Origin of the sequence: Maribacter algarum (ex Zhang et al. 2020) (assembly GCF_005885635.1) — a bacterium.
In the GTDB taxonomy this organism is placed as follows: Bacteria; Bacteroidota; Bacteroidia; order Flavobacteriales; family Flavobacteriaceae; genus Maribacter_C; species Maribacter_C algarum.
Genome location: NZ_VATY01000002.1, coordinates 990,208 through 1,012,069, shown reverse-complemented (window position 1 = coordinate 1,012,069; position 21,862 = coordinate 990,208). Strand labels below are relative to the sequence as shown.

Genomic DNA, 21,862 nt, shown 5'->3' with positions numbered 1-21,862 from the left:
CCCCTAAATATGGCTAAAGACACCCAATATACCGAAGATAACATCCGTTCGTTAGACTGGAAGGAGCATATTCGTATGCGCCCTGGTATGTATATTGGAAAATTGGGTGACGGTTCTTCTGCCGATGACGGTGTTTATATTTTGCTCAAAGAAGTTCTCGACAATTGCATCGATGAATTTGTAATGGGTGCCGGTAAAACCATCGAGATTCGAATCAAAGATGGTCTGGTAAAAGTCCGTGATTATGGCCGTGGTATTCCTTTGGGAAAAGTAGTGGATGTTGTTTCTAAAATGAACACCGGTGGTAAGTATGATTCGCGAGCCTTTAAGAAGTCCGTAGGATTAAACGGGGTCGGTACGAAAGCGGTAAACGCATTATCTAGTTTTTTTGAAGTTCAATCATCTCGCGATAATAAAATCAAGACGGCAGAGTTCAGCCAAGGGAATTTAATTAAGGAGGAAGGACCCGAAGAATCCTCACAGCGAAAAGGTACTCGAGTTACTTTTCGACCCGATGAGGCTATTTTCAAAAAGTACAAGTTCCGTGCAGAGTATGTAGAGCGTATGCTCAAAAACTATGTGTATTTGAATCCCGGTTTAACGATTGACTTTAACGGTGAAAAGTACCATTCTGAAAATGGATTAAAAGATTTATTAGAGGATAATAATAACACAGAAGACTTTCTATATCCAGTCATCCATTTAAAAGGGGATGACATTGAAATCGCCATTACACATAGTAAAACCCAGTACAGCGAAGAATACCACTCTTTTGTAAACGGACAAAATACCACGCAGGGTGGAACACACCAAACCGCTTTTAGAGAAGCCTTGGTCAAGACAATTCGTGAGTTTTACGGAAAGAACTATGACCCTTCTGATATACGGAAGTCAATTATTTCGGCGATTGCTATTAAAGTTATGGAGCCTGTCTTTGAAAGTCAAACAAAGACGAAGTTAGGTTCTACTGATATGGGCGGTGGACTTCCTACGGTACGTACGTACATCAATGATTTTGTTGGAAAGTATCTCGATAATTACTTACACAAAAATCCAGATGCGAGGGAAGCTTTACAGCGTAAAATTTTACAGGCAGAACGTGAACGAAAAGAACTTTCGGGAATTCGAAAACTTGCCAAGGACCGTGCTAAAAAAGCAAACCTGCACAATAAAAAATTGCGGGATTGTCGTATCCATTTAGGGGATACCAAAAAAGATAGAAACCTTGAAAGCACCCTTTTCATTACTGAGGGAGATTCTGCTTCGGGTTCAATTACGAAGTCCCGCGATGTAAATACGCAGGCGGTTTTTAGTTTAAAGGGGAAGCCCTTGAATTCTTATGGATTGTCGAAAAAGATAGTCTACGAGAATGAGGAATTCAATCTTTTACAGGCTGCTTTGAACATTGAAGAGTCGATGCAAGATTTACGGTACAACAATATCGTAATTGCCACGGATGCCGATGTGGACGGTATGCACATTCGCCTTTTATTGATTACCTTCTTTTTGCAATTCTTTCCAGAGTTGATAAAGGAAAATCACCTCTATATTTTGCAAACACCTTTGTTCCGCGTGCGTAATAAAAAAGAAACGATTTATTGCTACAGTGATGAGGAACGAAGAAATGCTATTGAGAAGCTTACAGGAAAACCTGAAATAACACGATTTAAGGGATTGGGTGAAATTTCGCCTGATGAATTTGTACATTTTATTGGGGATGACATTCGCCTAGAACCTGTGATGCTTGATAAAGCAATGTCCATTGAAGAATTATTGAGCTTCTATATGGGCAAGAATACACCAGACCGACAGAAGTTCATTATTGAAAATCTTAAAGTTGAGATTGATTTAGTAGAAGAAATCCAAGAATAATTTATCCGCCTACTGGCGGGCCAAACCAAGTAAAAACCAAAAAAAAGGAAAGTATCCTTTATGGAAGAGAATGATGAAGATTTGAACTTACCCGCCGGAGAGGAGGGTTTGCCCCCAAATGAAGAGGGCTCACCTGACGAAGGCACTGCAGAAGAGCAGGGCGAAAGCCAATCTATAGAAGGCACAGTTACTCCTGAAGGGGAATTGTCAGATGACATGGAAAGCATCGAAGATGATGGAGATGATGCTTTGACCAAGGTCACGGGTATGTACAAAGAGTGGTTTCTAGATTATGCCTCTTACGTAATCTTAGAACGTGCTGTACCTGCTATCGAAGACGGATTCAAACCTGTACAGCGTCGAATTATGCATGCCCTCAAAGAGCTTGATGATGGGCGTTACAATAAAGTAGCCAATGTTGTGGGGCATACGATGCAGTATCACCCCCATGGTGACGCGAGTATTGCTGATGCCATGGTACAAATGGGTCAAAAAGACTTATTGATAGATACTCAAGGTAACTGGGGAAATATTCTAACTGGAGATCGAGCAGCGGCTTCAAGATATATCGAAGCCCGACTTTCTAAATTTGCTTTGGATGTCGTTTTTAGTCCCAAAATAACGGAATGGCAGCAATCGTATGATGGGCGAAAAAAAGAGCCGGTAAATCTTCCGGTGATGTTTCCGTTGTTATTGGCACAAGGGGCTGAGGGTATTGCTGTTGGATTGTCAACCAAGGTTCTTCCGCACAATTTTAATGAACTGATTGATGCTTCCATCAAGCATTTACAAGGAAAGCGTTTTAAACTTTTTCCAGACTTTCCTACTTCGGGAATTATAGATGTTACCAATTACAATGATGGCATGCGCGGAGGGAAAATCCGTGTTCGGGCTAAAATCGCTCCATTAAATAAAAACACGCTGATAATCAGTGAGATACCATACGGAACAAATACTTCTAGTTTAATTGATTCCATCCTAAAAGCAAACGACAAGGGAAAGATTAAGGTTAAGAAAATTGAGGATAATACCGCTGCAGATGTTGAAATTTTGGTGCATCTCCCTTCGGGAATATCCCCAGATAAAACCATTGATGCCCTTTATGCATTTACCAATTGTGAAACTTCAATTTCTCCGCTCGGATGCATCATTGAGGATAACAAACCGCTCTTTATCGGAGTAGTAGAAATGTTAAAGCGTTCTACGGATGCAACAGTAGAATTGCTCCGTCAAGAACTAGAAATTCAATTGGGTGAGTTAGAAGCCCAATGGCATGCAGCATCCCTAGAGAGAATCTTTATTGAGAATCGTATCTATCGCGATATCGAAGAGGAGGAAACTTGGGAAGGTGTTATTAAGGCTATCGATAAAGGTTTGAAGCCGCATGTGAAACATCTGAAAAGACCGGTAACCGAAGAAGACATACTTCGTCTGACGGAAATCAAAATCAAAAAAATATCGAAGTTTGATTTAGATAAAGCGCAGCAGCATCTTGACAATCTTGAGGAAAAGATTGCAGAGGTAAAAAACAACTTGGCTAATATTATCGATTTTGCGATTGACTATTTCAAGCGTTTGAAAACCACATATGGAAAAGGACGCGAACGCAAATCAGAGATTCGAATTTTCGATGATATTGAGGCTACTAAAGTGGTTATTCGAAACACAAAACTCTATGTCAACCGTGAAGAAGGTTTTGTAGGGACATCACTTCGTAGGGACGAATATGTAACGGATTGTGCTGATATTGATGATGTTATCGTATTTACCAAAGGTGGTGACATGATGGTTACGAAAGTAGATTCTAAAACCTTTGTTGCTAAAAATATAATTCATGTGGCTGTCTTCAAGAAGAAAGACAAACGCACAACGTATAATATGATATATAAGGATGGCAAAGGTGGTCCGAGTTATATCAAGCGTTTTAATGTTACCAGTATTACCAGGGATAAATTATATCCTTTAGGAACTGGAAAAGCAGGAACCGATGTTCTTTATTTCTCTGCAAATCCCAATGGAGAGGCTGAAGTAATTACCGTTTTATTACGACAAGTCGGGAGCATCAAAAAGCTAAAATGGGACCTAGATTTTTCAGATTTATTGATTAAAGGACGTGGTTCAAAAGGGAACTTGGTAACCAAGTATTCTGTAAAGCGTATTGAACTAAAAGAAAAGGGGCTTTCTACGTTGAAACCCAGAAAACTTTGGTTTGATGATACGGTGCAGCGCCTTAATATTGATGACCGCGGCGATTTCTTAGGGGAATTTACAAGTGAAGATAGATTGCTTATTGTAAATCAAAAAGGTGTCATCAAAACAGTTATACCAGAGTTGACTTTGCGCTTCTCAGATGATATGATTGTTCTAGAAAAATGGGAACCTGAAAAGCCACTTTCAGCAATCTATTGGGAAGGGGAGAAGGAGTTATTTTATGTAAAACGTTTCTTGATTGACAATCCTGATAAGGTAGAATCGATTATAAGTGATCATCCAAAATCATATTTAGAGAAAGTTTTTACCGATTATCGCCCCAGGGCTGAAGTAACTTTTGCAAAGCAGCGTGGTAAGGATCGTCAGGATAATTTAGAACTTGATTTAGAGCAGTTCATTTCCGTGAAGGGAATCTCTGCAATGGGCAACCAACTGACAAAAGACAAAGTTCTGGAAATTAATGCGATGGAGCCGCTTCCGTATTATAAACCAGAACCTTTAGCTACTACCGAGATTGAGGTTGTGGATGAAGAAAATGTGGGGACTCAAGAAGGAGCTGATGACCCGACGAAAACTGAAAAATTACGTACTCAAAAACCCAAAAATAGTTTAAAAGAGAAACGTAAGGACGAAGATGATGATGAAGGACAAACAACCCTGTTTTAAGAATGAAAAACTTTTTTACAGAGTTTAAGAATTTCGCCATCAAAGGGAATATGGTAGATATGGCCATCGGAATAATAATCGGTGCATCTTTCAATGCCGTTGTGAATACCCTGGTAAAAAAAGTAATTATGCCTCCGCTAAGCTTATTGACTGGTGGCGTTAATTTTGGCAATAAAAAATATGTTTTGCGAGAAGCTGCCGAAGGTATTGAAGAAGTAGCAGTCGGCTATGGTGATTTGTTTAATGTATTGATTGATTTTCTAATTGTTGCTTTCACCATTTTTCTAGTCGTTAAGGGAATGAATCGCTTTAGAAATCAAGCCGAAGATGTGGACAATGAAAAGGTAGAAACCCCAAAAAACATAGAGCTGCTTTCTAAAATTGAAAAGTTACTAGAAGAACAGAATAAACTCCTACAAAAGAAAGACGATTAAGCAGTCTGTTTAGGAAATAGACGATTCTTATGCTACTATATACTAAAAACCTAAACAAGTTCTTGATTCACCTATTTTAATACTTATATTTAGCCAAATTATTTGATTGAATGGATTTAACAAACCCCCTCATTTACGGCGTACCTGCCTTTATTGCGTTTATTTTATTAGAGATTACCTACAGTCACACGCACGGAGACGAGGATTTGTATGTATGGAAAGATTTAATGGCAAGTGGTGCCATGGGAATTGGTTCTGCTATCTTAGGACCATTAGTTAAGGTCACTGTACTTATTGTAGTTTTCAACTTTACCTTTGAACTCTTTAATCCAGTTGACGCAGTTACTGGGCAAAGAATGAATATCATGGGATACAAGACTTTTGGCTATGAATGGTATATTTTTCTTCTGTGCCAACTAGCAGATGATTTTACCTACTATTGGTTTCACCGGGCAAATCATGAGATTCGAGTACTTTGGGCCGCGCATATTGTGCATCATTCCTCGGACCATTTTAATTTAGGAACCGCAATTCGTAATGGTTGGTTTACACTTTTGTACAAACCTTTCTTTTATATGTGGATGCCTGCTATTGGTTTTCCTGTAGAGGTCGTGATTTTTGCTCTGGCGATTGAATCGTTTTGGCAGTTTCAGCTGCATTCCAAATACGTTCCAAAAATGGGATGGATTGAAAAAATATTCAATACACATACCATGCACCAGGTTCACCATTCTCAAAACGTGGAATACCTAGATAAAAACCATGGTGGTTTTTTAAACTTCTTCGATAAGATTTTTGGAACATGGAAAGAACTCGATGATGATATTGATGTGAAATTCGGTGTAATCCATGCTCCAGAATCGTATAATCCATTGGTCATACTAACTCATGAGTACAAAGACATTTGGAACGATATGAAAAAGTCACCCAAGCTTTGGCATAAGTTTATGTATGTTTTTGGACCTCCCGGCTGGAGCCATGATGGGAGCACTATGACCGTGAAGCAGCAACAGCGATTGTTTAAAAAGCAAAAAGCTGAGAACCCTGAGGTTGCGTTTAGTCGGCCAAATTAACAGTTGGGATAGGTTGGTTGTTGTGTTTGTCTGAATTCTAATAGTTATTGTGGACACCCAACCCTATCGTACTTTCTGTCAAGTGCGGGCTTTTTCTTTTAAAATTCAAAACCCTTAATTGGGGAAGATACATCAACCAAAGTTCCATTTGGGTCTTGGAGCAGTAAACGTCTTTGTCCGTAAAAAGTGTCGTTCGGTTCGCTTATAATTTCTAATTTCTCCAATTTCGCTATTTTGAATATTTCGTCGGCATTATCAACAACGAACGTGATATAAAATCCTTGTGGGTTGTTTTGAAAATGTTTAGGTACGATACCATTTGTTCGGGCAATTATTCCCAATTCCAATTCTTGGTCTTTGGAAATTAGATGAACAAACCAATCACTATCATAATCCACTTTGAAGTCAAACAATTTGGTATAAAAATCCCGACTTTTTGCTAAATTATCGGAACAGATATTTGTCATTACTCTTTTTATCGTATTCATAATATTAGATTTCCCCGTTCGTTTAAAATAGATATTTATAAATAGTTTTTAATTCAATGTTTTGTCAAAGGTGGTCGACTGATCTTTGATAATCATCCATTCTCCATCGTGCGCTTTTCGCAATACATAAGATACTATCATGTAATGGTGATAGGGCTTCCCATTCCTTTGTTGTTCTTTATAATAGGCTTTGACGGTTGAAGTTGAATAGTTTCCGTAGCAGTTAAAATCTACTAGTTCATGTGTCATTGTCCAATTGGTATCCAAGAACCAGTTACGGTGAAATTCAATAAACGAATCAACACCTGACAGAATAGTACCATCTGTGAATATTAAGCTCATCTCATCTGAGGCGGACATGATATTTGTCAATTGATTTAAATTTTTATTTTCCAGAGATTCAAGTAAATCCATAAGTTTAGCTTTGGATTCTTTTTCATCTTGATGAATTGTAGTCATATGGGCACTTTCTTCATTTTCAACTTCCACCTTTTTTTTGTTTTCACATGAATAAGAGACCATAGTGATTAGTGCGAAGAATAGTAAAAATGTTGCATCGATTTTGTTGGTTTCGTTTAACATATATTAATTTTATTCAAAAGACCATCTATCTTATTTCGCAGCTTTATGCTAGAAATAATTCAAGGTAAACAACTATTGACTTGACCCTAGTATATTTTATTAAGATACTATTTTCTTTATTTTTTCTCCAATTGATTCAACTATCTTGGAATGCTTCGATCTAACTCGGCTTTTATCCAAAGTCCCACCTAATAATACCATATCCTTTTTTCGAAATCTCCCTCCTAGTCTGTCTTCAACCATCACTTTTCTCATACTTTCTGCAATACCAATTTGCTCTAAATACGAATTAGGATAACCTGCGGTGCAAATTACCAGACCATATTTTATAATTTTCATTTGCCCTATTTCCTTTTCTTTGGAGGAATCATAGGCATAACCAACCGCATATACCCTATCGAACCAACCTTTCAATTTTGCCGGGCAATCGCTCCACCAAACAGGATAAACAAAGATTAGACAATCCGCTTTATTAATTTTTTGATGCTCAGCATAAACATCTTGTGGTACGGGTAATTCTGTATTTCCAAAACCTTCTCTTTCATATTCCTTTTCATTCATATCAGGTTCAAACCCCATGTCATATAAATCAGAAACCTCATACTCCAATTTGTTTCTTTCAAGGCTAGATTTTAGCTGTTCAAGAATTTCGTATGTGTAAGATTTTCTACTTGGGTGGCAATATATTATTAGAACTTTCACTACTGGATTTTAAGTTTCAATTTATAGATTAATGGATGCGTTTCAATTCATTAATAATAATTTTTGGTGCTTCTTCTTGTGGAAAATGTCCAATTTCCGGTAATTTAATTATGGTAGGGTTTTGCGAATTTGCAATCCACTGATTTAATTCTTGTTCCCTAAATGCAATATCTTTCATTCCCCATATTATCGTGGTTGGAATGGCATAGATTTTTTCTCGCTGTAGCCACAGACTATCCAGCCACTTACTAGAACCAATAATTTCCTTTGGGAAGGTGTAGCAGCCTTTACGGTCTTTTTTTGATTCTAAATGCTTGTAGTAATGTTTGTGTATGTGCTTTGTCAATTTTTTTTTATCTCCCACAGCTTGTTTTACAACTGATTTCCCAAAAAAATTGAAATTCTTAATCAAAAACCGCCCCATTCCTCCACCCATAAAACTACTGAATTTCTTATAATATGGGTCATTCTCAACAGACCATAACCAAGTATTCATTATGACAAGTTTTTTTATTTTTTCTGGATGCTTTAAAGCATAAGACAATCCAATCGGTCCGCCCCAATCATTTACAACAAGAAGGATATTATCTAGATTTAGACTATCCATCAGTAATTCAAAATTTTTTGCATGATTTTCTGGTAAATATTCCCAATCATATGGTTTATCAGAAAGTCCGAAACCAATATGATCGGGTACAATACACCTATGACTTTTGGATAATTCTTTTACAATATTCCGAAACTCGAAAGACCATCCAGGGTTTCCGTGAACCATAACTATGTTTTCTCCTTGTCCTTCATCCAAATAGTGCATTTTGCCAATAGGAAGTTGAAAATAATTACTTTCGAATGGGTATTCCTTTCTGTCTAACCATTTTGGATTTTGTGCAGATAAATTCATGCTCATACTCGTTAAGATTAAAATAATAACACCTTTCATATAGCTGTTTAGTCTTTAGACGAATCAGCAAACGAAAACGGTCGAAATTATTTATCGTCAATTACTTCTCTAAGTATTTGGAGTATGGTATCCTCTAATTCAGAGGCTTTGCTATTTAGCGGGTTTATTTGGTTAATTAGATTAAATCTAAAATCAAGATTGGTTTCCGAATTATTCCTTTCTTTCAGTTTTAGTTTTTTGATTTTTTCCTGCGAATTTGGTTTGACTTGTAAGAAATCATTGAGCTCTGCACATTGATAGCAAACGCCTTTTTTGTTGATTAAAGCACATCTTTGTTCATATTTAATTTGAAGTTCTTTTCTTCCATTAAATAATAGATGTTTGATTACACCTTCGGTCTTTCCTAAAATTTCGGCAATTTCTGCTCTACCGAACTGGTAGAATTCTTTTAGAATTACAGCAATTTGCTCTTCTAAATTCAAGTTTTTGGCAATACAGGTAAAGCAGTAATTAATATGTTCTGCAATTTCAAATTGCTGTTCGGCCTGATTCTCGAAGGCCGAAATGATTTTTTGTTGATGTTTAGGAATCGAAAGTGATGCGTTTTTGCAATCATCTTGCACTTCTAGTTTCCATCTATTTTTTACGCGTTGATTGTCTCTAGCTAAATTCGTGGCAATAGAAAAACACCAAGTTTTAAAAGTTGAATTACCCTTAAAAGTGTCAAATTTTTGTTTGACTCTGATATATGTTTCCTGAACTAAGTCCTTCGCATCTTCTTTATTTGCAGAAAGACGATAAAGATAAGATTCCAATTGTGCTTGAAACGCAATAAAATCGGAATCAACATTACTTTTGGTTTTGCTAGGTTTTCGTTTTTTATTGATTCTGGTTTTCAAATGTCTTTAAAATTTTATCAATTATATATTCAATTTTAATAAAGTTATTTGCCAGATTTACAACGGTGTTTTCAATACTGTCATCATCCAGTTCATGCCAACCTTCCATCAAGGTTAGAGGTCCGAATTTTACACTCACGTTCTCCCATTCATCTTGATGATTTTTGAATTCTTTTCTAAATTTATTTGCAAATTCTCTACTAGCAATTGAATAACCTTTTAATTCTCGAAGTTTAAAGGCATGAATATTATAGAAAATTTTGCCTTGTTTTATTGTGCTTTCGCTTACCCATATTGAAAAGAATATTCTAGTTTTTGCATTTAATGGGTCAGCTTTGTCACTTGTCCATCGCTTTTTGTACAATTTAAATACAACTGAGTTCAACAAAGTTCCAACAGTAAGAACAAGCTGTTTTTCAGCGATTAAATTCTTGTTGAGCTGATTGGCAGATTTTTGGAATTTTTCTATATAAAAATCGTATTCCATGACCTCAATTTCGGGTTTTCAAATATTCGTAGGTATGATACGTTGGCTGCCTAAAACTTTTGGTTGCCAAACTTAAGCATGTCTGACGCCAGGGATAGCTCTTCGGGAGTGATTTCCGTTTAGCCCCGAATCTTCCGGGCGCGAGCAATAAATTTTAGCTATTGTTCGCGGTAGTTTTATTCCGTTACCATCAAATAATATCCATCTAAATCTTTGAGACAAAACTGTTCCTTTCCTGAATTTGGATTCATATGGCGTGATTCTTCAATTTCGAAATTCAACTCCTGCGCATTATTCCAAACTTTATTTAAATCTTCAACTCTTAAATACAAGATTAGCCCATTTCCTGGTTGAATTTGAGGACTCGAAAGAGTAGGGTGTTCGTGTTCTCCCCATTTATGCAAACACAGAAAAACTTCTCCATTATTGTCCGCCAGCATTTCAAATGTCGAGCCTTCGTGACTACTATTACAATCAAGTAATTTTTGATACCACACCGAACTTTTCTCTACGTCAGACACACCAATTATGGGTTCATTCTTAATCATTTAGGTTCTTTTTAATTACTGCTTACGGTTTAGCTATGAACAGTACGGGAGCAAACTAGCGTTTGCTTTCCGCCACGCACATAGCGAAATCTTTTTGTTTTGTTTTTTCTTTTCCTTGTTTAAAGCAAAATCCCAAAGATTTTGCGGACACTCTAAATGTACACAGTCCTTGGCTTAAAGCCTAAAACCCGTATTAATTATAGCCATTGTTACCCACAGGCTTTTTCCGTACTAAATGTTCAGTATATTCTCTCCCGTCAACATTATGATATGCGCGAAAATATGACCAATCATAGCGGTTTCAAGACCTTTTTTCCAATAAAGCCAACCAAAAACGATTCCGCCGACTGCATTACCCAAAATTATATAGAATAACAATTCCGTTGTCGGCGTGTCAATCATTGCATAAACAAACGGAAGATGGCCAAATCCAAAAATAATTGCAGATACCAAAATTCCAATCCAATAAACTGTTGCATTTAATTTTCCTGAGATTTTGAACAGTAGCCACACAAAAAAGGTCATAATTCCGAACCTAATTAAAATTTCCTCGGTCAGCCCTCCGTATAGAAATCTTGTAATCAAAGGGGGTTTGAAATTTTCTCCTATTTCCAAAAATTCAGTCGGAAGAATTGGATTAAAAAGAACCGCTGTTATAGTTATCAAGATTCCACTTATAACTCCACCGATTATTCCGAACTTTAGTATTCCTGATGTTAACGCTTTTTTGTTTTTATCTATTAGATTTTCAAGTACGGGTAATTTTAAGCTCACTTTGTCATAAAGTAACGTTCCAATCAAGACCGTTACAATCAATAAAATGATGGGATTTATTAGACTCAGTAATTTAAATTGTAAGGGCGTAAATACTTCTGAAATCATTTTTTCCATTTCTTCCGGTAATGGAACTTCCATTGCCAGAGATGAAAATACTCCGACAAGTCCGATGAAAAACACTAACAGTCCTAACTTAAGTTTTTTATTCATTTTTTTTAAGCTTGTGGGTAACGGCTCGGCTATGATTAGTACGAGAGTAGGAGAGCGGTAACTTTCGAACTAGCACTTAGCCAAATTTTTTTATTTTGTTTTAATTTTTCATTTTTTAAAGCCAAATCAAAAGATTTGGCGGACTTTATAAAAACACACTAAACTTTGGATTAAACACCAAACCCCGTATTAATTATAGCCATTGTTGTAGCACGTTTTTTTTATTTTATATTCTCAAAAAATTCAGTCGGATTTCTCAAAAATCTATCCGCATCTGAATCTTTAATTAATTCTGCTAAATTTTGAATTATCGGCTCACACAAATTTCCTTTATCGTCCATTAAAATCCAATCTTTTCTGTTGCATAAATCCAATATTGATTTTATAAAAGTCAGAGTTGAGTCGGTCAAGTCAGTCCGAAATCGAAAATCCTCAATGTAATTTTCTGTGTCGTTAAAATCTATGCTCAAATCGTGGTCAAATTCTGCTTTTTCCGTTTTCCAGCTCGTTCCGCCATTCCATTCCGCACGAGTGATTATTTTGTCAATATCTTTTCTCAATTCCACAATATTAATTTCAATTCCTTTCCACCATTTTGTTGAAATCGCATCTTCAAATTCAGGTTCTGGTTCGTCATTCAATTCCATATCATAGTTTTCCCAATACTTCTCCCATTCAGCGTGTTTAATTTCGAGCTGCTTAGGTATTCCGCCATATTTTTCTTCAATCGGCTTTCTTGGAAGTACAAATGTTAGAAATTGGTTTATTGCCATTAGTTTTCTTAAATGTGCTACAACAATAAAATAAACATACTAGTGCGTTTATTCTATTTATATAATTAGCTAAAAGTGAATTTTACAAATTCTCGATAAGGCAAAATCTAAACTTTAGCCTTTCTATTCTTCTCCATCCGCATATTAAAGAATTCAACGAGTAAAGAGAAGGCGATAGCGAAGTACAAATATCCTTTCGGTACGGTGCCGACTTCTTGACCGAAGGCCACGACATGACCTAAATGAGCTGCTTCTGCGACCAGCATAAATCCGATGAGGATTAAAAAGGAAAGTCCCAAAATCTGAATAGATGGGTGCTTGTTTACAAATTCCCCGACAGGGTTGGCAAACAACATCATGATAATTACAGAAATCACAACTGCAACAATCATCAATATCAATGCATCATTTGGGTTAGGGGAGATGCCATTGGTCATACCTATCGCCGTAAGTATAGAATCGAAAGAGAATACAATATTGATAACGGTTATTTGTAAAATGGCCTTTGTTAAGGTATTCCCCCTAGCTTTTGTTACCTCGCGTTCATCATGACCACGGTCTTCAACTTTCTCATGAATTTCCCGCGTGCTTTTGTACAATAAGAATAGTCCTCCAGCAAATAGTATAAGCGATTGCCAACTGACCCCACCAGAAATCCAGCCCATATCAAATACCCAGAAAGGTTTTTTAGCAGCTACGAGCCAAGTAATTCCGAAAAGCAAAACGATACGCATCACCATGGCGAGTACTAGTCCAATATTGGTTGCTTTCTTTCGTTGGCTAGGTTCAAGTTTTCCTGCAGCAATTGAAATGAAGATAATATTGTCAATTCCTAAAACAATTTCTAAAAAAGTAAGTGTCAAAAGGGCTACCCAGGCATCCGGACTTGCGAAAATTTCAAACATGGTGTATTGGTGTTAGTGTTATTTAGTTCTTGTGGCTGTGCCTTGAATCTTTTTTGCTTCTCCAACAAGGCTGTATTCAAATGTATAAGAATTATCGGTTGTAGACAATATCTTCATATGCACAGAGGCTTTTGATTTCACATCCTGTAATACGAACTCGCAATCGTTCAACCATTTCACTGTAGCACTATCAATCTTGTTGTCGTAATATTCTACACTGTACAATTCGTCCCTGGTAAACTTCCCAACCTTTTCCTCTCCGTTAAGTACGTAATCAAAACTGAAAGTTCCTGTTTTGTAATCCTGACAGTTACGTTCTGGTCGATAACAAGAGAGTGCTAAAAACGAAATGATTATCGTGTAAAGTCCTTTTTTCATATGGACTACAAAGTACTAAATTAAGCTTGAGATGCCATAGGAATAATCAGTTTGTTAGCTGGAATACATATGAAGATTAGTAATGGTTAATATTTTTTAATTTGTCGGTATATTTACACCTTGGTATGCTAATGAATCACGCTACATATTCAAAGTTTAAGGAAACCACCTTTAAGGGTAGATATGTCGTTAATGAACAGGTGGGGGATTTTCTCGAAACTTTGAATTCTGATTTTAAAGTCGAAATCGTTGGTTATTCCGTTGAACAAAGACTGATTAGAGCCGTCACTATGGGTACTGGAACACAGAAAGTTTTGATGTGGTCTCAGATGCACGGCAATGAATCTACTACCACCAAAGCTATTCTAGATTTACTTAAATTACTCCAATCAGATAATCCACTTGCAGTAAGTATATTAAAAAACTGCACCCTGAAAATAATACCGATTTTAAATCCTGATGGGGCGGAGGCCTATACAAGGGTCAACGCAAATGAGGTGGATTTGAATAGGGATGCGCAGGAAAGAAGTCAGCCCGAAAGCAAAGTATTGCGAGATGTCTACGAGAGCTATCAGCCAGACTTTTGTTTCAACATGCACGACCAGCGTACCATTTTTAATGTTGGGAATAGTTCAAACCCTGCGACGATTTCTTTTTTGGCTCCGTCACATGATGCTGAACGAACCATTTCCAATTCCCGAGCCATAAGCATGCAGTTGATTGCCGCTATGAATACAGAACTGCAAGAATTGATTCCGGGTCAAATTGGGCGGTATGACGACGGCTTCAATGCGAATTGTGTAGGTGATACGTTCCAAATGCTGAATACTCCAACCGTTCTTTTTGAGGCAGGCCATTTTCCTGAGGACTATGAGCGCGAAAAAACACGTGAGTATATTTTTTATGCGCTGCTAAAAGCACTGCTATGCATTGGTGAAAATGAAATAAATTCCTATCCTCAGCAGGACTATTTTGCAATTCCGGAGAACAAGAAACTTTTCTTCGATGTTATCATAAAAAATGCGCATATCATTGATTCGTCGTATACCAAAGACATAGCTATTCTATATGCTGAAGTCCTTGAAGAGCAAAAAATAATCTTTCAGGCAAGAATCCAAAAGGCCGGATGCACCGAGGGATATTTTGGTCATAGCACCTATGACTGTGCGAATGAAAATGATTTTTCAGCTCTTAAAAAACAAAGTTTTTGGAATGTGCTCCAGTCTTAAAAATTGAATATTTTCTTCTAATATTAATATTTTATTACATTTTTGTTAAAAAAATAAAGCTTTTACTGAATTTTATTTCTTAATTTTTTATTTTTGCTCAAAATTTGAATACAATGGCAAAAGTAAAACTAGACGAAATTGACCACCAGATTCTAGATATGTTGATTGACAACACTAGAACTCCATTTACTGATATAGCAAAAAAACTTTTAATCTCCGCAGGTACGGTTCATGTGCGTGTAAAAAAGATGGAAGAAGCGGGAATTATAAAGGGATCTTCCTTGACCTTGGATTATGTAAAGCTAGGTTACGCATTTATCGCTTATGTGGGAATCTTTTTGGAGAAAACGCACCAAACCAAATTTGTTATGGAGCGTTTGGAGCAGATTCCGAATGTCACGGTGGCTCATATTACTACAGGTAAGTTTAATATATTTTGTAAAATTCGTGCGAAAGACACCAATCATGCAAAGAATATAATTTTTGCCGTTGATGATATTGAAGGTATCAGCAGAACTGAAACTATGATTTCCCTAGAGGAAAGCATTAACGACAAGAAAAGATTGATGCACAAGATTTTTAATGATCTTTAGGATTTGTTAAAAACGAATAAATATTAAAATCCCAAGCTACTATCGCTTGGGATTTTTTATTTTTATGGCACTAAAAAAAACAAATGAAACCATCCGAATTAAAAGAAGGAGAATATAATCCATATTACAGAACCTATATTGATAAACTGGGAGATTCAGATTTACTGCCAACTCTGGAAAAGCAATTAAAAAACTTTCCAAATTTTATGGCTAGTATTCCTGAGGAGAAGTTGACCTATGCCTATGCTCCTGGAAAATGGACGGTTTTGGAAGCCCTACAACATATAATCGATACGGAAAGAATTTTCCAATATCGAGCACTGCGATTCTCGCGAAATGATAAAACACCTTTACAGGGTTTTGAGCAAGATGATTTCGTTCCAGAATCCAATGCGAACAACAAGTCTATTGAAGCGATGATAGAGGAGTACCAAGCGGTACGCGCTTCTACTCTTAGCTTGTTCAAATCTTTTGATGAAGTTGCCCTGAAAAGAATAGGTACTGCAAGCAACTCGGCAATGAGCGTAGGCGCTATTGGTTGTATCACCTGTGGACATCAAAGACACCATAGGGATATTATACGAGAGCGGTACTTGTAATTTACTCGGTTTCGCGTTCTTCCTCAGCCTCTTGGTCTGATTTAAATTCCATTTCAGCTTCTTGGGCATCAACCTCTTCCAATATAGGTTCGGGTTTAGACTCAAGTCCTTTTTCAATGTTGTCTTCAAAGTTTGAAATGAAGTTGGCCAAACTCTTGCTGATTTTTACAAGGTAGAGCGTATCTGCCGTTTGAATTTCAACGGCTTCGATAATTTCTCCATGAGCATTTTTAAATGTGATGATGTCTTCATCTCCGTAACCGTAAGGATAGGTTTCGATTAACAAAGCCGCCAATTCATGGTCCAGCTTTTTATAATCCACAAGTTTGCGTATCATAGTCGTAGGTTTTGGTTTTTGGGTTTAGAAACAATCTCAATTATAATATGGAACAGAGATTGAATCCTTTTACATTACCTAAACTATGTTTTTTTTTCCTTGAATTTTCTAAAGAGTTGTCAAATGCTACTTTATAGTATATGTAGCGCTTAATCTTTGTAGTATGCAAAAGCTTCAACATACAAATTTGGGGGAATTTGTTGGTCGATTATCGGTGAGCCGATCCTGTTGAGCAAGACAAAATTGATGTTACCATGGGAATTTTTCTTGTCAAATTTCAATAAATTCAATATTCCTATAATATCATCATTCGAAAAACTTACTTTTTTATAACGACTTAAAAATGTGGATTTGATGTCCACCAATTCTGCCTCCGGAAGCCCCGTGATTTTATAGGATAAATAACCTTCTAGAATCATTCCAACGGCAATGGCTTCACCATGCAATAGGGTTTCATGGTTTTCACTTTTTAAAAAGTAGGATTCTACGGCATGGCCTAGGGTATGACCAAAGTTCAGGATTTTCCGTATGTTTTGTTCTGTTGGGTCTCTCAGTACAACTTCATTCTTTATAACAACAGAATCATAAACCTTAGTATCTATGTCGCTGAATGTTGATAACTGTTTTAAAGTTTCCCAGTATTTTGCATTTCTAATGAGTCCGTGTTTTAGCATCTCAGCGAATCCACTTTGTAATTGTCTTTCTTCTAGGGTTTTTAAAAAGCTCGGAATGACCAAAACCATTTCGGGTTGATTAATAACTCCGATTTGATTTTTCAAAGGACCTAAATCTACTCCGGTTTTTCCGCCAACTGAGGCATCAACCATGGCGAGTAGAGTAGTTGGGACGTTGATAAAATCAACACCCCTCTTAAAAGTTGAAGCTACGAACCCCCCTAAATCGGTCACTACTCCTCCACCTAAATTTATAATAAGGCTTTTGCGGTCCGCATCAAGTGAAGAAAGGGTCTCCCAAAGATGGGTACAGGTAGTAATATTTTTATTGATTTCACCGGATTCAATTTCCAAGACTTCGAAGTGTAGGTCTCCTTCTATAGCATTCATGAAATCCGGAAGACATTCTTCATAGGTGTTTTCATCAACAATAATAAACAAAGATGAATACGAGCTTGCGGACAAATGGTCATTTAGGGCACGGTACGCCTTTTTATTAAAATGTACTGCGTATGAAGAGCTTACAATCGATTCCAAATCAAATAAATTTTAATTTCAATTCCATGTAGGTGGAAATCTCAGGTGCAAAATAAACCTTATTTTTTTTCCAAAGAATACAATTCGGGTATTTATATTTGAAGAGCAATAGAATCGTAAAATATGGATAGAATTTTTGAGGATACTTCAACCGCTTTCGCACTTAAAACGGACTCTGAATTAGAAAGAGCCTATTTTCTATTTAAAATGATTGCAAATGAACCTTTGGTTCGAATAGGAACCGCGATGACTAATTTTGCGATTAAAGCGAAACTACCTGTTGAAGGGCTTATTCGCGCTACTGTGTTTGATCACTTTTGTGGTGGAGTCAATGAAGAGGACTGTCTGCCTGTAGTAGATAAAATGTATGAAAAAGGTGTTTGTTCTGTGCTTGATTATTCTGTGGAAGGACAGGAGGGAGACGATCCCTTTGATAGTGCTTTAGAAACGATTTTAAAGATTCTTGATTTTGTGAAAGAGAAAGATGCAATTCCCTTTGCCGTTTTTAAGCCTACTGGTTTTGGTCGCTTCGCCTTGTATCAAAAAGTAGGCGAAGGAAAAGAACTTACAGAAGCTGAGTCTCAAGAATGGCAAAGAGTCATCAATCGATTTGATAAGGCTTGTAAAAAGGCATACGACCTCAATGTATCCTTGCTTATCGATGGTGAAGAAAGTTGGATGCAAGACGCTGCTGACCAAGTTGTTGAAGATTTGATGCGAAAGTACAACAAGAAAAAAGCCATTGTTTTCAATACCTTACAGATGTACCGTTGGGATAGATTGGATTATCTTAAACAGTTACATCAGAAAGCAAAGGCTAACGGATTCAAAATTGGAATGAAAGTAGTTCGTGGGGCCTATATGGAAAAGGAAAATGAACGTGCGGAAGAATTAGGATATCCAACTCCGATTTGCGCTTCGAAAAAAGCTACAGATGAAAACTTTGATGCTGCTGTTCAGTATATGTTAGAGGATTTGGATGTGATTTCTCTTTTTGCAGGCACGCACAACGAGGAGAGTTCATACCGTTTAATGGAACTCATGAAAAATGCATCCATTGAAAATGGGGATACAAGAGTATGGTTCGGACAACTCTTTGGAATGAGTGACCACATCTCTTTCAATCTAGCGAACAAAGGATACAATGTTGCCAAGTACTTACCTTTCGGACCTGTGCGTGATGTGATGCCCTATCTCATCCGAAGAGCAGAAGAGAATACCTCCGTAGCCGGACAAACCACCAGAGAACTGGGCTTGTTGAAAAAAGAAAAGAAGAGGCGTAAGATTTAACGAAGACCGATTACGGTTACTTTATTCGGGCAATTTTTGACTTCCATGGTTACGAGTTCCAAATCTATCTCTCCTTCGATAAGATAGGTTTTACAGGGCTTCGATTTGGTATCACTACTGCTAAAATTAATTTCTCCTTCCGTAAAAAAAGTATTGATAACGAGGGTATCCAGTTCTTGATTTTTCAACATTTCTGAAATTCGGTCTGAATAGGCAATGGGTTTTGAGCGTAAATCTTTGAGTACCCTGCAATTCGGAAAATAGCAGAATGAAACTCCTGTTTCATCTGATTTCTTTTTAAGAAAAAAAGTAAGAAATACAATTCCGATGGAAAGTCCCACCATAAAATAGCCTAAGCGCTTGATGAACATAAAACTTGATTAAAAGATAAGGAAGTTGATATCACTATACTGAAGGTCGAACCATTCGCCTACAGATTTGCTGGTAAGAATTCCATGATACATATACAGTCCGTTTCGGAGTCCTTTGTCAAAACGGAGTGAATTTTCGAGTCCGCCGTCTTCACCTAATTTTAGGAGATAAGGTGTGAAAATATTGCTCAATGATATGGTTGCTGTTTTGGGGTATCTTGAGGGAATGTTCGGCACTGCATAATGAATCACACCAAATTTTTCAGTAGTCGGTTTTTCATGCGTTGTGATTTCACTGGTTTCAAAACAACCGCCCATATCGATACTTACATCAATAATCACAGCACCTTTCTTCATGGTCTCTACCATACCGCTTGAAACAACTACAGGCGAACGGTCTTTGCCACGAGTTGCACCAATAGCGACATCACATCGTCGTAATGCCTTTTTGAGGTTCTTCGGTTGAATTGTAGACGTGTAAACTGTTTGCTTCAAGCTCGTTTGAATGTTTCTTAGTTTGGTGATGGAGTTGTCAAATAAGCGAATATTCGCTCCGAGCCCTAAGGCAGAACGCGCTGCAAATTCACCAACTGTTCCCGCACCAATAATCACTACTTCGATGGGAGGAACACCACTGATATTCCCGAACATGAGTCCGTTGCCGTCATTGGTCGCTGCTAAAATTTCAGAAGCAATAAGTACAGACGATATCCCGGCAATCTCACTTAAGGAGCGTACTACGGGGTACTTGCCATCCTCGTCACGTATATATTCAAAGGCAACACCCGTAATTCTTTTCTTGGCCAAAGCCTCGAAGTATTTTTTTGTAGCCGTTTTAATTTGCAAAGCAGAAATAACCACAGCTTGCGGATTAATCATCCCTATTTCGGCAAGGGTAGGAGGTTCCACTTTTAAAATCAATGGACAACCAAAAACCTTTTTTATATCTTTTGTTACTTCCGCACCCGCTTCAGTATATTCTAAGTCGGAGTAAAAAGCGCCTTCTCCGGCTCCTGATTCCACCAGAACGCGATGCCCGTTGGCCGTTATCGCGTTTACTGCATCGGGAGTCAAACAAACCCGTTGTTCTTGATATTGATTCTCCTTCGGAACACCAATAAAAAGTTCCCCCTTTTGTTTTAAAATTTCAAGGGTTTCTTCTTGTGGTAGTAATTGTTGCTTGCTAAAAGGAGAGGAGGGTTGGCTCATGGGTCGTAATTGTGCACGGCGGAAAGACCGCCTAAATCAAAATTACAATTTTTAAGTGAAACTTAAATTTAGGATGTAGATAATCTAAAATTTAAAAAAGGCTATAGCCTTTAGCCCTTTCTTTATTTTTTTAAAACGTTGCGCAAGTTTCTGAGTTGATAATTCCTCATTTAACCATTCGGAAAGGGAACGATATTCTACTTTTGGAAGGTCTGTTTTTTTAACTTCTGCATTTTGTTGCTTTAATCTCTTCTGTTTTAGAGAATGCAATTCGGCCTCCATTGCTTCAAGGTCAATTCCATGAACGTATCTATCATAAAGTTTTATTCTAATAAAATAAACAAAGGGAATTACTACCATGCATATAGGGAGAAGCCACCAAATATTTTCTGTGTCTATATTATCATCAGCATCAAATATTACTTCAAACAATTGAAAAGCATACATCGCTATGGGTATCAAAATAATATGATACCACCAATTTTTTGAGGTCAAGAACCAGAATATCAATAGATATAAGGGAATAAATTTGCTTAATAAAAACCACACATAGAAAGATACATCAGGAAATCCATTGTTGTCAATTGTCATTCCCAGAAAAGAAATAGTTGCTTCCGGATTTTCTGGTAGGTAATCATAGATTTTATAAATAAATGGAGAAATAGCTACAAAAAAAACTAAGGTGGATTCAATCCATATCTTCCTTTTTGCCTTTTTGTTTCTGCTTTTATCAATCATTTATTTCAACGGGATGTAGTTCGGTAACGACAGAACTTGTAAAAAAGTATTAAAAAAGGGACAATATGCATTGTCCCTCGATTAAATACAGTATTTAAAGTTTAAATTTTCTTATTAAACTTCGTTTTGTCAAGGCCAACTTCATACAAATCATCTTCTTCTGCGGTGTTGTTTGGTTCACAAGAAACAGCTAATAAAGTTACACATGCCAAAAGGCCAAAAATAAATCTTTTTGCTTTCATTTTCATTAAGTTTTAGTTAGAATAGGACTAATTATCACAACAAATGTAGGTAATACCTGTTAATTAATTTAACAAAAAATGTTAAAATCATGTTGTTGACCGTTATTTTTTGGTATTTCGTCGAATATTTTGCTGTT

General features: G+C 36.9%; 25 protein-coding genes. 8 read left to right on the top strand and 17 right to left on the bottom strand.

The genetic code is table 11. The features are described 5' to 3' along the window. Positions 1 to 9 precede the first annotated feature (9 nt). The 4 genes from FEE95_RS13365 to FEE95_RS13350 all read left to right on the top strand — a co-directional run bounded on the left by FEE95_RS13365 (position 10) and on the right by FEE95_RS13350 (position 6,256). Complete coding sequence (locus tag FEE95_RS13365; RefSeq protein WP_138658484.1) at positions 10 to 1,872, top strand: DNA topoisomerase IV subunit B; 1,863 nt, start codon at positions 10 to 12, stop codon at positions 1,870 to 1,872. A gap of 216 nt (positions 1,873 to 2,088) precedes the next feature. Then, entirely contained in the window at positions 2,089 to 4,749 is a 2,661-nt protein-coding gene (locus FEE95_RS13360) for a DNA gyrase/topoisomerase IV subunit A (protein ID WP_138658608.1), read from the top strand. A gap of 2 nt (positions 4,750 to 4,751) precedes the next feature. Next, positions 4,752 to 5,183, top strand: a complete 432-nt coding sequence (gene mscL / locus FEE95_RS13355; protein ID WP_138658483.1) for a large-conductance mechanosensitive channel protein MscL — start codon at positions 4,752 to 4,754, stop codon at positions 5,181 to 5,183. A 110-nt stretch (positions 5,184 to 5,293) separates the two neighbouring features. Then, positions 5,294 to 6,256 (top strand): sterol desaturase family protein, encoded by a 963-nt coding sequence (locus FEE95_RS13350; protein WP_138658482.1) that lies wholly within the window; start codon positions 5,294 to 5,296, stop codon positions 6,254 to 6,256. A 98-nt stretch (positions 6,257 to 6,354) separates the two neighbouring features. On the opposite strand, the gene FEE95_RS13345 is transcribed toward FEE95_RS13350, so the two are convergent. From FEE95_RS13345 to FEE95_RS13295, 11 genes are all read right to left on the bottom strand, one after another. Beyond that, positions 6,355 to 6,744, bottom strand: a complete 390-nt coding sequence (locus FEE95_RS13345) for a VOC family protein (RefSeq protein ID WP_138658481.1) — start codon at positions 6,742 to 6,744, stop codon at positions 6,355 to 6,357. A gap of 48 nt (positions 6,745 to 6,792) precedes the next feature. Next, complete coding sequence (locus tag FEE95_RS13340) at positions 6,793 to 7,326, bottom strand: YybH family protein (RefSeq protein WP_138658480.1); 534 nt, start codon at positions 7,324 to 7,326, stop codon at positions 6,793 to 6,795. A gap of 99 nt (positions 7,327 to 7,425) precedes the next feature. Continuing rightward, a complete protein-coding gene (locus tag FEE95_RS13335; protein ID WP_138658479.1) occupies positions 7,426 to 8,028 on the bottom strand; it encodes an NAD(P)H-dependent oxidoreductase in 603 nt (200 codons plus the stop codon). Between the two features lie 28 nt (positions 8,029 to 8,056). Next, on the bottom strand, positions 8,057 to 8,935 hold the full coding sequence (locus tag FEE95_RS13330; protein WP_212748435.1) for an alpha/beta fold hydrolase: 879 nt from the start codon (positions 8,933 to 8,935) through the stop codon (positions 8,057 to 8,059). 80 nt (positions 8,936 to 9,015) lie between these two features. Then, positions 9,016 to 9,828 carry an RNA polymerase sigma factor gene (locus tag FEE95_RS13325; RefSeq protein ID WP_138658478.1) on the bottom strand — a complete coding sequence of 271 codons (813 nt, stop codon included), beginning with the start codon at positions 9,826 to 9,828 and terminating at the stop codon, positions 9,016 to 9,018. Next, the gene (locus FEE95_RS13320) at positions 9,809 to 10,315 is read right to left on the bottom strand and encodes a hypothetical protein (RefSeq protein ID WP_138658477.1); all 507 of its coding nucleotides are present in this window, start codon (positions 10,313 to 10,315) and stop codon (positions 9,809 to 9,811) included. The genes FEE95_RS13325 and FEE95_RS13320 overlap by 20 nt, the downstream gene beginning before the upstream one ends. A 176-nt stretch (positions 10,316 to 10,491) precedes the next feature. Next, on the bottom strand, positions 10,492 to 10,863 hold the full coding sequence (locus FEE95_RS13315; protein ID WP_138658476.1) for a VOC family protein: 372 nt from the start codon (positions 10,861 to 10,863) through the stop codon (positions 10,492 to 10,494). Positions 10,864 to 11,094: 231 nt separating this feature from the next. Next, a complete protein-coding gene (locus FEE95_RS13310) occupies positions 11,095 to 11,850 on the bottom strand; it encodes a CPBP family intramembrane glutamic endopeptidase (RefSeq protein ID WP_138658475.1) in 756 nt (251 codons plus the stop codon). Positions 11,851 to 12,071: 221 nt separating this feature from the next. Beyond that, positions 12,072 to 12,623: a hypothetical protein gene (locus FEE95_RS13305; protein ID WP_138658474.1), complete on the bottom strand. Its 552-nt coding sequence runs from the start codon at positions 12,621 to 12,623 to the stop codon at positions 12,072 to 12,074. 107 nt (positions 12,624 to 12,730) lie between these two features. Further along, positions 12,731 to 13,528: a TerC family protein gene (locus FEE95_RS13300; protein WP_138658473.1), complete on the bottom strand. Its 798-nt coding sequence runs from the start codon at positions 13,526 to 13,528 to the stop codon at positions 12,731 to 12,733. Positions 13,529 to 13,546: 18 nt separating this feature from the next. Next, entirely contained in the window at positions 13,547 to 13,906 is a 360-nt protein-coding gene (locus FEE95_RS13295) for a hypothetical protein (protein WP_138658472.1), read from the bottom strand. A 131-nt stretch (positions 13,907 to 14,037) separates the two neighbouring features. Here FEE95_RS13295 and FEE95_RS13290 point away from each other — a divergent pair, with 131 nt between their 5' ends. The 3 genes from FEE95_RS13290 (at position 14,038) to FEE95_RS13280 (ending at position 16,327) form a co-directional block, all read left to right on the top strand. Continuing rightward, positions 14,038 to 15,135 (top strand): M14 family metallopeptidase, encoded by a 1,098-nt coding sequence (locus FEE95_RS13290; RefSeq protein ID WP_238474573.1) that lies wholly within the window; start codon positions 14,038 to 14,040, stop codon positions 15,133 to 15,135. A 113-nt stretch (positions 15,136 to 15,248) separates the two neighbouring features. After that, a complete protein-coding gene (locus FEE95_RS13285) occupies positions 15,249 to 15,728 on the top strand; it encodes an Lrp/AsnC family transcriptional regulator (protein WP_138658470.1) in 480 nt (159 codons plus the stop codon). Between the two features lie 83 nt (positions 15,729 to 15,811). Next, the gene (locus FEE95_RS13280) at positions 15,812 to 16,327 is read left to right on the top strand and encodes a DinB family protein (RefSeq protein WP_138658469.1); all 516 of its coding nucleotides are present in this window, start codon (positions 15,812 to 15,814) and stop codon (positions 16,325 to 16,327) included. A gap of 1 nt (position 16,328) precedes the next feature. Here FEE95_RS13280 and FEE95_RS13275 read toward each other — a convergent pair whose 3' ends face one another. Further along, positions 16,329 to 16,664: a hypothetical protein gene (locus tag FEE95_RS13275; RefSeq protein ID WP_138658468.1), complete on the bottom strand. Its 336-nt coding sequence runs from the start codon at positions 16,662 to 16,664 to the stop codon at positions 16,329 to 16,331. Between the two features lie 149 nt (positions 16,665 to 16,813). Beyond that, the gene (aroB, locus tag FEE95_RS13270) at positions 16,814 to 17,875 is read right to left on the bottom strand and encodes a 3-dehydroquinate synthase (protein WP_138658467.1); all 1,062 of its coding nucleotides are present in this window, start codon (positions 17,873 to 17,875) and stop codon (positions 16,814 to 16,816) included. Between the two features lie 123 nt (positions 17,876 to 17,998). Here aroB and FEE95_RS13265 point away from each other — a divergent pair, with 123 nt between their 5' ends. Further along, a complete protein-coding gene (locus FEE95_RS13265) occupies positions 17,999 to 19,165 on the top strand; it encodes a proline dehydrogenase family protein (RefSeq protein ID WP_138658466.1) in 1,167 nt (388 codons plus the stop codon). Here the strand turns inward: FEE95_RS13265 and FEE95_RS13260 are convergent. The 4 genes from FEE95_RS13260 to FEE95_RS22150 form a co-directional block, all read right to left on the bottom strand. Further along, the gene (locus tag FEE95_RS13260; protein WP_138658465.1) at positions 19,162 to 19,536 is read right to left on the bottom strand and encodes a DUF4258 domain-containing protein; all 375 of its coding nucleotides are present in this window, start codon (positions 19,534 to 19,536) and stop codon (positions 19,162 to 19,164) included. The genes FEE95_RS13265 and FEE95_RS13260 overlap by 4 nt on opposite strands. Before the next feature lie 9 nt (positions 19,537 to 19,545). After that, on the bottom strand, positions 19,546 to 20,745 hold the full coding sequence (locus FEE95_RS13255) for an alanine dehydrogenase (RefSeq protein ID WP_138658464.1): 1,200 nt from the start codon (positions 20,743 to 20,745) through the stop codon (positions 19,546 to 19,548). Between the two features lie 84 nt (positions 20,746 to 20,829). Then, complete coding sequence (locus tag FEE95_RS13250) at positions 20,830 to 21,483, bottom strand: hypothetical protein (protein ID WP_138658463.1); 654 nt, start codon at positions 21,481 to 21,483, stop codon at positions 20,830 to 20,832. Positions 21,484 to 21,584: 101 nt separating this feature from the next. Further along, on the bottom strand, positions 21,585 to 21,725 hold the full coding sequence (locus FEE95_RS22150) for a hypothetical protein (RefSeq protein ID WP_171037044.1): 141 nt from the start codon (positions 21,723 to 21,725) through the stop codon (positions 21,585 to 21,587). Positions 21,726 to 21,862 lie beyond the last annotated feature (137 nt).

Excerpts from the sequence above, each read along its gene's own strand:
- FEE95_RS13365 (WP_138658484.1), top strand. The coding sequence starts at position 10 with ATGGCTAAAGACACCCAATATACCGAAGATAACATCCGTTCGTTAGAC.
- FEE95_RS13360 (WP_138658608.1), top strand. The coding sequence starts at position 2,089 with ATGGAAAGCATCGAAGATGATGGAGATGATGCTTTGACCAAGGTCACG.
- mscL (WP_138658483.1), top strand. The coding sequence starts at position 4,752 with ATGAAAAACTTTTTTACAGAGTTTAAGAATTTCGCCATCAAAGGGAAT.
- FEE95_RS13350 (WP_138658482.1), top strand. The coding sequence starts at position 5,294 with ATGGATTTAACAAACCCCCTCATTTACGGCGTACCTGCCTTTATTGCG.
- FEE95_RS13345 (WP_138658481.1), bottom strand. The coding sequence starts at position 6,744 with ATGAATACGATAAAAAGAGTAATGACAAATATCTGTTCCGATAATTTA.
- FEE95_RS13340 (WP_138658480.1), bottom strand. The coding sequence starts at position 7,326 with ATGTTAAACGAAACCAACAAAATCGATGCAACATTTTTACTATTCTTC.
- FEE95_RS13330 (WP_212748435.1), bottom strand. The coding sequence starts at position 8,935 with ATGAGCATGAATTTATCTGCACAAAATCCAAAATGGTTAGACAGAAAG.
- FEE95_RS13320 (WP_138658477.1), bottom strand. The coding sequence starts at position 10,315 with ATGGAATACGATTTTTATATAGAAAAATTCCAAAAATCTGCCAATCAG.
- FEE95_RS13315 (WP_138658476.1), bottom strand. The coding sequence starts at position 10,863 with ATGATTAAGAATGAACCCATAATTGGTGTGTCTGACGTAGAGAAAAGT.
- FEE95_RS13310 (WP_138658475.1), bottom strand. The coding sequence starts at position 11,850 with ATGAATAAAAAACTTAAGTTAGGACTGTTAGTGTTTTTCATCGGACTT.
- FEE95_RS13305 (WP_138658474.1), bottom strand. The coding sequence starts at position 12,623 with ATGGCAATAAACCAATTTCTAACATTTGTACTTCCAAGAAAGCCGATT.
- FEE95_RS13300 (WP_138658473.1), bottom strand. The coding sequence starts at position 13,528 with ATGTTTGAAATTTTCGCAAGTCCGGATGCCTGGGTAGCCCTTTTGACA.
- FEE95_RS13295 (WP_138658472.1), bottom strand. The coding sequence starts at position 13,906 with ATGAAAAAAGGACTTTACACGATAATCATTTCGTTTTTAGCACTCTCT.
- FEE95_RS13290 (WP_238474573.1), top strand. The coding sequence starts at position 14,038 with ATGAATCACGCTACATATTCAAAGTTTAAGGAAACCACCTTTAAGGGT.
- FEE95_RS13285 (WP_138658470.1), top strand. The coding sequence starts at position 15,249 with ATGGCAAAAGTAAAACTAGACGAAATTGACCACCAGATTCTAGATATG.
- FEE95_RS13280 (WP_138658469.1), top strand. The coding sequence starts at position 15,812 with ATGAAACCATCCGAATTAAAAGAAGGAGAATATAATCCATATTACAGA.
- FEE95_RS13275 (WP_138658468.1), bottom strand. The coding sequence starts at position 16,664 with ATGATACGCAAACTTGTGGATTATAAAAAGCTGGACCATGAATTGGCG.
- FEE95_RS13265 (WP_138658466.1), top strand. The coding sequence starts at position 17,999 with ATGGATAGAATTTTTGAGGATACTTCAACCGCTTTCGCACTTAAAACG.
- FEE95_RS13260 (WP_138658465.1), bottom strand. The coding sequence starts at position 19,536 with ATGTTCATCAAGCGCTTAGGCTATTTTATGGTGGGACTTTCCATCGGA.
- FEE95_RS13255 (WP_138658464.1), bottom strand. The coding sequence starts at position 20,745 with ATGAGCCAACCCTCCTCTCCTTTTAGCAAGCAACAATTACTACCACAA.
- FEE95_RS13250 (WP_138658463.1), bottom strand. The coding sequence starts at position 21,483 with ATGATTGATAAAAGCAGAAACAAAAAGGCAAAAAGGAAGATATGGATT.
- FEE95_RS22150 (WP_171037044.1), bottom strand. The coding sequence starts at position 21,725 with ATGAAAGCAAAAAGATTTATTTTTGGCCTTTTGGCATGTGTAACTTTA.